Annotated in this window: 19 protein-coding genes; 2 read left to right on the top strand and 17 right to left on the bottom strand. The window is 35.7% G+C overall.

Annotated features, from left to right (window positions below; genetic code table 11):
* Window positions 1-413: 413 nt before the first annotated feature.
* From BCR25_RS20245 to BCR25_RS18830, 10 genes are all read right to left on the bottom strand, one after another.
* The gene (locus BCR25_RS20245; protein WP_139124627.1) at window positions 414-620 is read right to left on the bottom strand and encodes a hypothetical protein; all 207 of its coding nucleotides are present in this window, start codon (window positions 618-620) and stop codon (window positions 414-416) included.
* Between the two features lie 2 nt (window positions 621-622).
* A complete protein-coding gene (locus tag BCR25_RS18870) occupies window positions 623-808 on the bottom strand; it encodes a hypothetical protein (protein WP_069665153.1) in 186 nt (61 codons plus the stop codon).
* Between the two features lie 107 nt (window positions 809-915).
* On the bottom strand, window positions 916-2067 hold the full coding sequence (locus BCR25_RS18865; RefSeq protein WP_069665152.1) for a replication initiation factor domain-containing protein: 1152 nt from the start codon (window positions 2065-2067) through the stop codon (window positions 916-918).
* Between the two features lie 122 nt (window positions 2068-2189).
* On the bottom strand, window positions 2190-2462 hold the full coding sequence (locus BCR25_RS18860; protein ID WP_069665151.1) for a hypothetical protein: 273 nt from the start codon (window positions 2460-2462) through the stop codon (window positions 2190-2192).
* A gap of 9 nt (window positions 2463-2471) precedes the next feature.
* Entirely contained in the window at window positions 2472-3230 is a 759-nt protein-coding gene (locus tag BCR25_RS18855; protein WP_069665150.1) for a hypothetical protein, read from the bottom strand.
* 72 nt (window positions 3231-3302) lie between these two features.
* Window positions 3303-3554 (bottom strand): hypothetical protein, encoded by a 252-nt coding sequence (locus BCR25_RS18850; RefSeq protein WP_069665149.1) that lies wholly within the window; start codon window positions 3552-3554, stop codon window positions 3303-3305.
* On the bottom strand, window positions 3554-5377 hold the full coding sequence (locus BCR25_RS18845; RefSeq protein WP_139124626.1) for a hypothetical protein: 1824 nt from the start codon (window positions 5375-5377) through the stop codon (window positions 3554-3556). The genes BCR25_RS18850 and BCR25_RS18845 overlap by 1 nt, the downstream gene beginning before the upstream one ends.
* Before the next feature lie 271 nt (window positions 5378-5648).
* Window positions 5649-5861, bottom strand: coding sequence for a hypothetical protein (locus BCR25_RS18840; protein WP_069665147.1), 213 nt, complete (start codon window positions 5859-5861; stop codon window positions 5649-5651).
* A gap of 18 nt (window positions 5862-5879) precedes the next feature.
* Window positions 5880-6356: a hypothetical protein gene (locus BCR25_RS18835; protein ID WP_139124625.1), complete on the bottom strand. Its 477-nt coding sequence runs from the start codon at window positions 6354-6356 to the stop codon at window positions 5880-5882.
* A gap of 33 nt (window positions 6357-6389) precedes the next feature.
* On the bottom strand, window positions 6390-6644 hold the full coding sequence (locus tag BCR25_RS18830; RefSeq protein ID WP_069665145.1) for a hypothetical protein: 255 nt from the start codon (window positions 6642-6644) through the stop codon (window positions 6390-6392).
* 283 nt (window positions 6645-6927) lie between these two features.
* On the opposite strand from BCR25_RS18830, the gene BCR25_RS18825 reads away from it, so the two are divergent.
* Both BCR25_RS18825 and BCR25_RS20525 read left to right on the top strand, forming a co-directional pair.
* Entirely contained in the window at window positions 6928-7269 is a 342-nt protein-coding gene (locus BCR25_RS18825; RefSeq protein WP_069665144.1) for a helix-turn-helix domain-containing protein, read from the top strand.
* Window positions 7262-7435 (top strand): hypothetical protein, encoded by a 174-nt coding sequence (locus BCR25_RS20525; RefSeq protein WP_169819041.1) that lies wholly within the window; start codon window positions 7262-7264, stop codon window positions 7433-7435. The genes BCR25_RS18825 and BCR25_RS20525 overlap by 8 nt, the downstream gene beginning before the upstream one ends.
* A gap of 360 nt (window positions 7436-7795) precedes the next feature.
* On the opposite strand, the gene BCR25_RS20240 is transcribed toward BCR25_RS20525, so the two are convergent.
* The 7 genes from BCR25_RS20240 to BCR25_RS18795 all read right to left on the bottom strand — a co-directional run bounded on the left by BCR25_RS20240 (window position 7796) and on the right by BCR25_RS18795 (window position 12759).
* Window positions 7796-8002, bottom strand: a complete 207-nt coding sequence (locus BCR25_RS20240) for a hypothetical protein (protein ID WP_139124627.1) — start codon at window positions 8000-8002, stop codon at window positions 7796-7798.
* Between the two features lie 2 nt (window positions 8003-8004).
* Window positions 8005-8190, bottom strand: coding sequence for a hypothetical protein (locus BCR25_RS18820; protein ID WP_069665153.1), 186 nt, complete (start codon window positions 8188-8190; stop codon window positions 8005-8007).
* A gap of 107 nt (window positions 8191-8297) precedes the next feature.
* A complete protein-coding gene (locus tag BCR25_RS18815) occupies window positions 8298-9449 on the bottom strand; it encodes a replication initiation factor domain-containing protein (protein WP_069665152.1) in 1152 nt (383 codons plus the stop codon).
* Window positions 9450-9571: 122 nt separating this feature from the next.
* A complete protein-coding gene (locus BCR25_RS18810; RefSeq protein ID WP_069665151.1) occupies window positions 9572-9844 on the bottom strand; it encodes a hypothetical protein in 273 nt (90 codons plus the stop codon).
* A 9-nt stretch (window positions 9845-9853) separates the two neighbouring features.
* Window positions 9854-10612 carry a hypothetical protein gene (locus BCR25_RS18805; RefSeq protein ID WP_069665150.1) on the bottom strand — a complete coding sequence of 253 codons (759 nt, stop codon included), beginning with the start codon at window positions 10610-10612 and terminating at the stop codon, window positions 9854-9856.
* A 72-nt stretch (window positions 10613-10684) separates the two neighbouring features.
* The gene (locus BCR25_RS18800) at window positions 10685-10936 is read right to left on the bottom strand and encodes a hypothetical protein (RefSeq protein ID WP_069665149.1); all 252 of its coding nucleotides are present in this window, start codon (window positions 10934-10936) and stop codon (window positions 10685-10687) included.
* The gene (locus tag BCR25_RS18795; RefSeq protein WP_139124626.1) at window positions 10936-12759 is read right to left on the bottom strand and encodes a hypothetical protein; all 1824 of its coding nucleotides are present in this window, start codon (window positions 12757-12759) and stop codon (window positions 10936-10938) included. Before BCR25_RS18795 ends, BCR25_RS18800 begins: the two co-directional genes overlap by 1 nt.
* Window positions 12760-12954: the final 195 nt, after the last annotated feature.

The following is a 12954-nucleotide window of genomic DNA, read 5'->3' as shown; positions in this document are numbered from 1 at the left end:
TTATAACGGATAAAATATACGGCATTTTTTCATTAACTAGACTAAGGAATGTTATTTTAAAGGACTTTATTTGTCGCATTTGATACTGAAATTCAGCAAATGAATCTACTTTGTATAATGTATATTATGTTAACTAGAATAAATTGAAATCCCCACAGTAGCAAGCTTTATGGTTTGTTGCCTGTTTTCATGTCCAAGTAGATTAATAATAGAAAAATAATAGAAAAAAACAGTCCGACAGATAAAGCAATATACAAAATAAATTCTTTCCAAAACATTTATTTCCCTCCTGAAATTCGTGCTTAGATCAAAAAAGTTTAGTGCCGGTTAAATCATTGTACGTGTTTTATATCGTTTTGATCGTGAGATCTTCGACTGCAGCAATCAAAAATGGTGTAAAAACACGAACGTTATCAACTAGCTTTTTCATGATATTTGCATGATTCGCAGTCGCTAGGATCACGCTTGATCCCGACACCACAACCGCAAGTTGGACATTCGGGCACACGATCAGCAAGCACAAGCAATTCTAGGCAGTAATCGCATAGAATTGCGCCGATTGTATAATCAAATACTTTTTCGCTTTCTTTTAGTTGTCTTCTGCAATGTTCACAATTCATTTTTAGCCCTTCCCTTCTATCTTCCTGATCACCCTATCGTCAGCAATCATTTTCGCTAAAACGTCACTTTTCGTGAATTTCCCTCGGTAGAAATAACCATTTTTCTCTGATGCACGTTTCTCTAAATACTCCCAATCTGCATTGTCTAGCGTGATACATTGCCTTTTTCTTCCCTCTGAAACCGCCATTCTTTTTCCTCCTATTCCTGGTTAAAGTGAATCACTTGTTCTTCAGCAAAGGTGATTCGCACCCCCTGGGATGGTGATTCACTAAAATCGATTAAAAAAAATATACTTCAGTTGAAAACTTTTGATCGTTTTTTATGATCTTGCCAAAAATCAGCATGATTATTTTCCCAGCTATAGCCCGTATTTTGGTTGATAGAATCAAGTTTCTTTTGATTTTCGAGCATAGTGAAATGTTTCTCGGTCATTTTTTCTTTTCCAATTTGAATAATTGCGTCAAGTCCTTCTCGTCCTGAATATTCGCCGATCATAGCAAGTACAGCACTAACTTGATCAATCACCCATTCTTGAGAGTGCATAAGTGTTTGTTCGGGATATTCCATGGTTAAGTGTAACGGTTCAACCTCATTAATAAAATCCGTCCAAAACTTACATTCTGCCCACCTAGAGCGGTTACTATCGTTTTTATTGGGTACCCTAAAAGACAAATATTCCGTCATAAGTCCTTTGGCAATTTCACCGATAGTCCGCCCACCGTCAGCGATCGCCAACATTAATTCGTGGGCTTGTTCGTGTCTAACCTGTATTTCGTAACGTTGCCAACTATTGATATTATGATCTACTGCAAAGCCTTTAGATTCACGTTCCTGTAATTTATTATAAAATCTAAACTGGATTCGCTTAGCACTGCCGATATAAAGCGTTTCGCCATGTACTTTTTTACGCTTATAAATGTCACCTGAAAGAAAATATTTCCAGTTGCGAAAACGTGTCACAAGTTCGTCACGATCAGCCTTTTTAAAAAGTGTTTTGATCTTTAAGCGTTCCTTAAAATCGTCAAGCGCTAGATCGACACGAGTTGCCTTTTTGAGATCATACAAGAAAGAAAGTTGGAAGAAATCAGCCCAAGAAAACTCGTTTTTCCAATTGGTTTCCAAGAAACGGCACCCTTGACCACTGATTTCTAAATGTATGCCCATGTCTTCGGTAGCTTTTGGCGGTGTGCCGTAATGAATATGGATAATATCAAGGTAACTAGCTTTTTCCATATAGCCTAAGTTTGAACCGATCGTTATTTTAAAGTCGAAAAAATCTAAGTGTAAGAGTTCAATCAGCTTTTTCCAGTTTATTTTACTTGAGAAAGTAAGTCCGACCCAATCTATTAAAGCGTTTAGCTTGTTTGTATCTAGAGTAGTTCTAGTATTAGCTGGGGGGGTGTTACAGCACCCCCCACATACAGGAATTAACGTTTCTTTTGTCATTTTTTCCCAACTCCGAATGTTATTTATTTAGTATCGGCTTAACGCCGAGGCACCGACTTTTCAAATTCAAAAATAAATTTTTAAATTTGAAAAATCAGCGAATTGGACAAAGTGAATCGCCATTACTGCAGTAGTTCAACAGCGAGTATTTTGATCTCTGCTTTGCGGTTATATCCTCTAGTAAAAAGATCAATGATTAACCGTACTTTGTCATTACGGCGCAATTCAGGCACCTCTATGGATCTATTAAGAATGAAGCTGTAAGTTTTAACTGATTTAGGCGGACGAATCACAAGATACCGATAAGAGCGATCCACAGCATACCCCGCTTTATTCTTCCTTGCTTGATAGCTGACAAACTTTTCAACAAAAACAAATTCATAACTAGTAAACATAGGTCACCCTCAATTAAGTAGTATTCTTTCAGTTTCGGAAGCATGCCCAATAATTGGAGCATTTTTGCCATATCCCATGCGAATGCGCTCTTCAAGAGATAATTCTACTTGCTTACCTAAATTATCAATAACTGCATAGGAATCATACAGTTCACGCTGCTCGTCTGTTTGGATAAAATTGAATTTCGTTTTTACCGGTAATTTTTGATCTTTATTAGCGTTAGCAATATAGTACTCATATTCAACTGGATCATACCACTTCTGAAAGACCCAGCGACTTAACAATGTTTTACATTGTACGACCTCAAAAGTCTGTTCTCTGATCGCTTTAGACACCCGAGTAAAGACTTGACTAGTTGCCAATATTTTGATCGATTGTTTCCTCTGTTGTGTGATTGTGCGTAGAATTGTAATAGGGAATGTTCGAACAGTGTTATCAAAATCATTTTGAATCTCGTCCCACCCGATCACAAGACCGATATAGCCCCTTTCTCGAACGATTTTAGGTAGATCAACAAGATCGTCTAAGGTTTCCAGTGCTAAGTCTTGATATATGTATCCGAAGTTTGTGGCAATGAATAATTGACCGCCGTATTCAAGCCGATAACGTTCAAGCTGTTCAACCATGCTTGACGTTTTCCCCGACCCTTGACACCCACTATAAAGCCTTAAACCATACTCATTAAACTGTTTAACGCCCGATTTACGGAGATCATGATTTCGTTTGATATCGATAGCTTTATATTTTATAAACTGTGCTAATTTCATAGGCTATTTACCTTTCACATTTCTTTTTGAATTGGTGCAATCCTTGTGATTAGTGGCTCAAGGTTTGAGCCACTAATCAACAAAAGGAATCTTGCGGACAATCGCAAAAAAGATATTTTTGATCAGTGTAAAATTATCTCTAATGAAAATGATCGCAAGTATGGATAAAATTAATGAAACACTAACTGCATTATCTAAAAAAGCAAATACTTCTTTTACTGGATTCAGCATGCCTAAATCGATTTGGAAATCAAAGGACGGAATCAAAGAAATAATAATATCAATCAACCCAAATAAGAGTTTAAAAAGAAGTTCCACAAGCATTACTCAACCACCGCATTTCTTTCATGAATCCATTTATACATGTCAATTAAAAACCAAAGCAAAACAAAACCGCTCACAATAGGTCTAACTACTTGTAAAAAAGTATTCAAATGACTTACTGGCAATTTCACAGAACCAAGACTGATAGTTTTACCACCTAAATTCCCGCCATTAAGTTGAATATCTAAATCCTCAAATTTTTTACTTTTCGCACCGAATAACGATTTAAAAGAATCAACGCTATCGAAAATAAATGAAAATTTAAGTCGTATTTTATCCGCTGGTTTCCCCCACTGAGAATCTAAAAAATCTAAATTTTTTGGAATGATCAAGTGAAGGATTGTATCAAGAAATTTGTCAAAGATTTCTAAAATCTGTTTTAAAACTTGAAATATTCCGTCTAAGCCTTTTCCTAATATGTCACCCAAATTATCAATAAGACTTTTTAGAAAATCCCAGAGATTAGTGCCAGCCTCATTAGTGACATTTCCGAAATTTAAACTTTTAAGAATCTGTTCAAGTCGATTAAAATCGAATGGCGGTGCAACTATCGTACCAACAGGCTTATCAAAAATGGCTTTTAACCAATTATTAACAGCAGTTAAATTCAAATTAACTGTATTTAGACTGTTTCTAATACCTAGCGTATCAGTATTAATCAATTTTAAAACCTCTTCTATCTCTCCAAATCCAGCAATTATTGTATAACGTAATCTGTACATTTGATCAGCTAAAAATTTAGCAAAAACCCCTGTAGGTGTAAAAAGCCCTCCGCTTTCTTCTACGTCAAAGTATTCTTTAAAAAGGTCTCTCAAATCGTTTCTAAGCGCAATAAATTGCGATTTAATCATACGTGTAAAGATACCTTCATAAGCATTTAAACCGACTAAATCGTCAACCTCGAACATTTTCCTGAAATTATCGATACTATCTTTGACAACAACTAAAGCGGTGATAATACCAACGTCAGACCAACTCACATTATTTTTCAAATTATCAATTTGTGTTTGTAAATTAATATTTTTTGTATTTTGGTTCGTTATAAACGTTTCAAACTTTTGGTTCGTCGTTGCTTGTTTCGTATTCAAAGCCCATTGAGTTTTCCAGTGTTCCCAGTTATCATTGTTTTTTTTCCATTGAGATTCCCAATTCGCTTTGTTTGAATCATTCAAAGCCCATTGAGTTTTCCAATGACCCCAATTATCATTATTTTTATTCCATTGGTCTTTCCAGTGTCCATAATTGTCATCGTTTTTACTCCATTGAGTTTTCCAATGACCCCAGTTATCATTATTTTTATTCCATTGGTCTTTCCAGTGTCCATAATTGTCATCGTTTTTACTCCATTGATCTTTCCAATGACCCCAGTTATCGTTATTTTTTCGGTATTGGTCAGACCAGCGATTATTTTGAACGTTAAATTGATCAATAGCCCAGTTGTAAATCGAAGTCACTCGATTAGAAAGGTTATTCGCCCAACTATCATGACCATTTTTCCACGTTTCTAAATTTCCTAACCTACTCCAAATACTGTTAAATTGAGGTAATGCCCAGTTACTTATCCAATTTTCAATAGCCGAAACACGGTTCGATAAACCACCAGCCCAGCTATCATGACCAGTACGCCAACGTTCAAGTGCGCTTACACGTGTGTCAATACCGCTTATACTAGCACCGCCTCCGCCCGAAGAACCACCGCCACCCACAAAATCACGAACTATCATTCTAGGAGGTTGTTCTTGTTCTTCGAGCTGTTCTTCATTTTCATGTAAATCTTCTTTTTGAATAATTTCAGAAAAGTAAAGTCGCCATGCCTCACCCAACGGATCAGACTCAAACAAGTCTTTAACGTCACCGCCATTAACGTAAAGTCCACTATTATCATTACTGCTTCCGCTGTGTAAATCCTCACTAGCGTCAGCAACGGCATAAACGCTATTACAGCTAAAAACAGTATTAACAATAAAAAAAATACACCTAACCACTTAGCGATTTTTTTAATATTTAGCATATTTTCTCCTTTCCTATTCTAGCGAATCACTAGAAATTTGATTAAAAAAAAGGCTCAACTCGTTAAAGCTAAGCCTTATAAAATTATCCCTTCATTGCGGATTTCCCGAAACGTTTTGCGATCGCTGGTGCGGCAAACAATGCGGAAATAGCTAAACCAGCCCCAATGATAATTAGAGCGTTATCGGTAAAAATAGAAGTAGCAAAATCAACAATCCATTGGATACCCGCTGATAAATCAACTTTAGGAGCTGTCGGCATTGTAATGGCACCTACTGCGCTAAATAATGAGTGCATGATATTCTCCTTTCTACATTACGTTGTAATTATTGAAATTATCTTTTTAGCAGTACCAGCACAAAATTTTATAGCAAAATATATTGCAGGAAAGACAACGACTGATAAAGCAATAATAGATAAAAACCAATCTTGATTTGTGTTATTTTGGGCTTGATTTTTTTGATATTCGATCAAGACCTCAATATTTTTATTAAGCTTAGTGATCGAATCATTCGTGAGAGTATTTTCTTCACTTTTATCGAGCTTTTCCAATGATTCCAAAACGGACAATCGAAAATTTTCACTAGCTTCTTTTTCTTTCGCTTCTGATTCAATCTTCAACTTTTCCGCTTCGGCTTCTTTTACCGCCTCGTCAGCAAGTATTTTAGACTGTTCAGAATCCTTAGTAGCTTGTATATCACGTTCAGACTGTTCACGCTCTAGCTCCTTTTGATAAGCTTCTTTAAGACCTCTTAAATCTGTTTCAAGCTGTTTCAAATCTTCTTTGGTCAACTGTTTCGGTTCGTTCTCCATAGAGAAACCTCCCTACTTTAGAACACCCTTAGAAACGTCAACAAGACTAGGCGCTAAATTAAAACCACGTTTATTTAATTCGATTGTACAAACAATCTTATCGTTAACTTGTAAGGGCGGCAGTACTACATTACTTCCAATAAAAAATTCATAATTTTCATACTTCGCAGGATTTCCCACAATTAAAACCTCATAGGGTTCTTGTGTTGACTTGCTTTTCCCTCTTCGTGTACCTAGATAGATCAATTCGGTTGTGTTTTCAAACATTTTAGCTTCTCCTTCCGTAATCCATATTTTTTATAATTAAGCCTAACGGCGAAATTCTCGTCAGAGTATGTGGTGCTTTGTCTGAGTACATAATCATTAAACCATTCAGAACTAAAGTTCCCCTTTTAACTATCTGTCAAAAGTCTCCCACGTTTTAACTATATATCAGTAACACTTATTAATATAAACTATCTTTCGGTATGTGTCAACTATATAACGGTAATACATCATTTGATATATCGTTAAACTTTATATAGAATTAACAAAAATGAGGTGTGAAAAAATGAATGAAATCAGGCATAGCGAGCTAATTTCAAAAAGAATCCAAGAGATAGCAAACGAAAAAAACCTAACTATAAATAGAATAGCGGTACTAGCGAATCTTAAACAAAGTACTGTCAATTCAATCTATACAGGTCAAAGTAAAAATCCAACAATCAAAACGATTTTCAGTATTTGTAAAGCTTTAGATATATCAATAACTGACTTTTTAAACTTTCCACCATATAACACAAAATCTAGTGAAATAGAGCAATCACCAGAAGCCATAATGAAGCAAGTTAGACAACTTTCAAATGAGTTATATGAATTAGAAAAAAAGTTGGAGGACAAAATAAATGATTAAAAAAAATGTTAGTATGAAACAAATAAAGAATTTCATAATGAATGAAGCCACTGAAAAAGATATGATTGATATAGTGGAATTAATGCGGGCTAGAAAAGCGAGTATGGATCTAGAGAAAATCGCTCAAGAAAAGAAAAAAATCGTTGATAAAGTGAAACACATATAAAAAAGACAGCCCTATTCTTTTCAGGTTGTCTTTTTTTATATATAATCACATGTTCAAATGCGCAATGTATATTATGTTAACTAGAATAAATTGAAATCCCCACAGTAGCAAGCTTTATGGTTTGTTGCCTGTTTTCATGTCCAAGTAGATTAATAATAGAAAAATAATAGAAAAAAACAGTCCGACAGATAAAGCAATATACAAAATAAATTCTTTCCAAAACATTTATTTCCCTCCTGAAATTCGTGCTTAGATCAAAAAAGTTTAGTGCCGGTTAAATCATTGTACGTGTTTTATATCGTTTTGATCGTGAGATCTTCGACTGCAGCAATCAAAAATGGTGTAAAAACACGAACGTTATCAACTAGCTTTTTCATGATATTTGCATGATTCGCAGTCGCTAGGATCACGCTTGATCCCGACACCACAACCGCAAGTTGGACATTCGGGCACACGATCAGCAAGCACAAGCAATTCTAGGCAGTAATCGCATAGAATTGCGCCGATTGTATAATCAAATACTTTTTCGCTTTCTTTTAGTTGTCTTCTGCAATGTTCACAATTCATTTTTAGCCCTTCCCTTCTATCTTCCTGATCACCCTATCGTCAGCAATCATTTTCGCTAAAACGTCACTTTTCGTGAATTTCCCTCGGTAGAAATAACCATTTTTCTCTGATGCACGTTTCTCTAAATACTCCCAATCTGCATTGTCTAGCGTGATACATTGCCTTTTTCTTCCCTCTGAAACCGCCATTCTTTTTCCTCCTATTCCTGGTTAAAGTGAATCACTTGTTCTTCAGCAAAGGTGATTCGCACCCCCTGGGATGGTGATTCACTAAAATCGATTAAAAAAAATATACTTCAGTTGAAAACTTTTGATCGTTTTTTATGATCTTGCCAAAAATCAGCATGATTATTTTCCCAGCTATAGCCCGTATTTTGGTTGATAGAATCAAGTTTCTTTTGATTTTCGAGCATAGTGAAATGTTTCTCGGTCATTTTTTCTTTTCCAATTTGAATAATTGCGTCAAGTCCTTCTCGTCCTGAATATTCGCCGATCATAGCAAGTACAGCACTAACTTGATCAATCACCCATTCTTGAGAGTGCATAAGTGTTTGTTCGGGATATTCCATGGTTAAGTGTAACGGTTCAACCTCATTAATAAAATCCGTCCAAAACTTACATTCTGCCCACCTAGAGCGGTTACTATCGTTTTTATTGGGTACCCTAAAAGACAAATATTCCGTCATAAGTCCTTTGGCAATTTCACCGATAGTCCGCCCACCGTCAGCGATCGCCAACATTAATTCGTGGGCTTGTTCGTGTCTAACCTGTATTTCGTAACGTTGCCAACTATTGATATTATGATCTACTGCAAAGCCTTTAGATTCACGTTCCTGTAATTTATTATAAAATCTAAACTGGATTCGCTTAGCACTGCCGATATAAAGCGTTTCGCCATGTACTTTTTTACGCTTATAAATGTCACCTGAAAGAAAATATTTCCAGTTGCGAAAACGTGTCACAAGTTCGTCACGATCAGCCTTTTTAAAAAGTGTTTTGATCTTTAAGCGTTCCTTAAAATCGTCAAGCGCTAGATCGACACGAGTTGCCTTTTTGAGATCATACAAGAAAGAAAGTTGGAAGAAATCAGCCCAAGAAAACTCGTTTTTCCAATTGGTTTCCAAGAAACGGCACCCTTGACCACTGATTTCTAAATGTATGCCCATGTCTTCGGTAGCTTTTGGCGGTGTGCCGTAATGAATATGGATAATATCAAGGTAACTAGCTTTTTCCATATAGCCTAAGTTTGAACCGATCGTTATTTTAAAGTCGAAAAAATCTAAGTGTAAGAGTTCAATCAGCTTTTTCCAGTTTATTTTACTTGAGAAAGTAAGTCCGACCCAATCTATTAAAGCGTTTAGCTTGTTTGTATCTAGAGTAGTTCTAGTATTAGCTGGGGGGGTGTTACAGCACCCCCCACATACAGGAATTAACGTTTCTTTTGTCATTTTTTCCCAACTCCGAATGTTATTTATTTAGTATCGGCTTAACGCCGAGGCACCGACTTTTCAAATTCAAAAATAAATTTTTAAATTTGAAAAATCAGCGAATTGGACAAAGTGAATCGCCATTACTGCAGTAGTTCAACAGCGAGTATTTTGATCTCTGCTTTGCGGTTATATCCTCTAGTAAAAAGATCAATGATTAACCGTACTTTGTCATTACGGCGCAATTCAGGCACCTCTATGGATCTATTAAGAATGAAGCTGTAAGTTTTAACTGATTTAGGCGGACGAATCACAAGATACCGATAAGAGCGATCCACAGCATACCCCGCTTTATTCTTCCTTGCTTGATAGCTGACAAACTTTTCAACAAAAACAAATTCATAACTAGTAAACATAGGTCACCCTCAATTAAGTAGTATTCTTTCAGTTTCGGAAGCATGCCCAATAATTGGAGCATTTTTGCCATATCCCATGCGAATGCGCTCTTCAAGAGATAATTCTACTTGCTTACCTAAATTATCAATAACTGCATAGGAATCATACAGTTCACGCTGCTCGTCTGTTTGGATAAAATTGAATTTCGTTTTTACCGGTAATTTTTGATCTTTATTAGCGTTAGCAATATAGTACTCATATTCAACTGGATCATACCACTTCTGAAAGACCCAGCGACTTAACAATGTTTTACATTGTACGACCTCAAAAGTCTGTTCTCTGATCGCTTTAGACACCCGAGTAAAGACTTGACTAGTTGCCAATATTTTGATCGATTGTTTCCTCTGTTGTGTGATTGTGCGTAGAATTGTAATAGGGAATGTTCGAACAGTGTTATCAAAATCATTTTGAATCTCGTCCCACCCGATCACAAGACCGATATAGCCCCTTTCTCGAACGATTTTAGGTAGATCAACAAGATCGTCTAAGGTTTCCAGTGCTAAGTCTTGATATATGTATCCGAAGTTTGTGGCAATGAATAATTGACCGCCGTATTCAAGCCGATAACGTTCAAGCTGTTCAACCATGCTTGACGTTTTCCCCGACCCTTGACACCCACTATAAAGCCTTAAACCATACTCATTAAACTGTTTAACGCCCGATTTACGGAGATCATGATTTCGTTTGATATCGATAGCTTTATATTTTATAAACTGTGCTAATTTCATAGGCTATTTACCTTTCACATTTCTTTTTGAATTGGTGCAATCCTTGTGATTAGTGGCTCAAGGTTTGAGCCACTAATCAACAAAAGGAATCTTGCGGACAATCGCAAAAAAGATATTTTTGATCAGTGTAAAATTATCTCTAATGAAAATGATCGCAAGTATGGATAAAATTAATGAAACACTAACTGCATTATCTAAAAAAGCAAATACTTCTTTTACTGGATTCAGCATGCCTAAATCGATTTGGAAATCAAAGGACGGAATCAAAGAAATAATAATATCAATCAACCCAAATAAGAGTTTAAAAAGAAGTTCCACAAGCATTACTCAACCACCGCATTTCTTTCATGAATCCATTTATACATGTCAATTAAAAACCAAAGCAAAACAAAACCGCTCACAATAGGTCTAACTACTTGTAAAAAAGTATTCAAATGACTTACTGGCAATTTCACAGAACCAAGACTGATAGTTTTACCACCTAAATTCCCGCCATTAAGTTGAATATCTAAATCCTCAAATTTTTTACTTTTCGCACCGAATAACGATTTAAAAGAATCAACGCTATCGAAAATAAATGAAAATTTAAGTCGTATTTTATCCGCTGGTTTCCCCCACTGAGAATCTAAAAAATCTAAATTTTTTGGAATGATCAAGTGAAGGATTGTATCAAGAAATTTGTCAAAGATTTCTAAAATCTGTTTTAAAACTTGAAATATTCCGTCTAAGCCTTTTCCTAATATGTCACCCAAATTATCAATAAGACTTTTTAGAAAATCCCAGAGATTAGTGCCAGCCTCATTAGTGACATTTCCGAAATTTAAACTTTTAAGAATCTGTTCAAGTCGATTAAAATCGAATGGCGGTGCAACTATCGTACCAACAGGCTTATCAAAAATGGCTTTTAACCAATTATTAACAGCAGTTAAATTCAAATTAACTGTATTTAGACTGTTTCTAATACCTAGCGTATCAGTATTAATCAATTTTAAAACCTCTTCTATCTCTCCAAATCCAGCAATTATTGTATAACGTAATCTGTACATTTGATCAGCTAAAAATTTAGCAAAAACCCCTGTAGGTGTAAAAAGCCCTCCGCTTTCTTCTACGTCAAAGTATTCTTTAAAAAGGTCTCTCAAATCGTTTCTAAGCGCAATAAATTGCGATTTAATCATACGTGTAAAGATACCTTCATAAGCATTTAAACCGACTAAATCGTCAACCTCGAACATTTTCCTGAAATTATCGATACTATCTTTGACAACAACTAAAGCGGTGATAATACCAACGTCAGACCAACTCACATTATTTTTCAAATTATCAATTTGTGTTTGTAAATTAATATTTTTTGTATTTTGGTTCGTTATAAACGTTTCAAACTTTTGGTTCGTCGTTGCTTGTTTCGTATTCAAAGCCCATTGAGTTTTCCAGTGTTCCCAGTTATCATTGTTTTTTTTCCATTGAGATTCCCAATTCGCTTTGTTTGAATCATTCAAAGCCCATTGAGTTTTCCAATGACCCCAATTATCATTATTTTTATTCCATTGGTCTTTCCAGTGTCCATAATTGTCATCGTTTTTACTCCATTGAGTTTTCCAATGACCCCAGTTATCATTATTTTTATTCCATTGGTCTTTCCAGTGTCCATAATTGTCATCGTTTTTACTCCATTGATCTTTCCAATGACCCCAGTTATCGTTATTTTTTCGGTATTGGTCAGACCAGCGATTATTTTGAACGTTAAATTGATCAATAGCCCAGTTGTAAATCGAAGTCACTCGATTAGAAAGGTTATTCGCCCAACTATCATGACCATTTTTCCACGTTTCTAAATTTCCTAACCTACTCCAAATACTGTTAAATTGAGGTAATGCCCAGTTACTTATCCAATTTTCAATAGCCGAAACACGGTTCGATAAACCACCAGCCCAGCTATCATGACCAGTACGCCAACGTTCAAGTGCGCTTACACGTGTGTCAATACCGCTTATACTAGCACCGCCTCCGCCCGAAGAACCACCGCCACCCACAAAATCACGAACTATCATTCTAGGAGGTTGTTCTTGTTCTTCGAGCTGTTCTTCATTTTCATGTAAATCTTCTTTTTGAATAATTTCAGAAAAGTAAAGTCGCCATGCCTCACCCAACGGATCAGACTCAAACAAGTCTTTAACGTCACCGCCATTAACGTAAAGTCCACTATTATCATTACTGCTTCCGCTGTGTAAATCCTCACTAGCGTCAGCAACGGCATAAACGCTATTACAGCTAAAAACAGTATTAACAATAAAAAAAATACACCTAACCACTTAGCGATTTTTTTAATATTTAGCATATTTTCT

Source organism: Enterococcus termitis (genome assembly GCF_001730305.1).
Taxonomy (GTDB): Bacteria; Bacillota; Bacilli; order Lactobacillales; family Enterococcaceae; genus Enterococcus_L; species Enterococcus_L termitis.
Note: the sequence above shows the minus strand (reverse complement) of the source record. Positions and strands in the feature narration are given on the sequence as shown.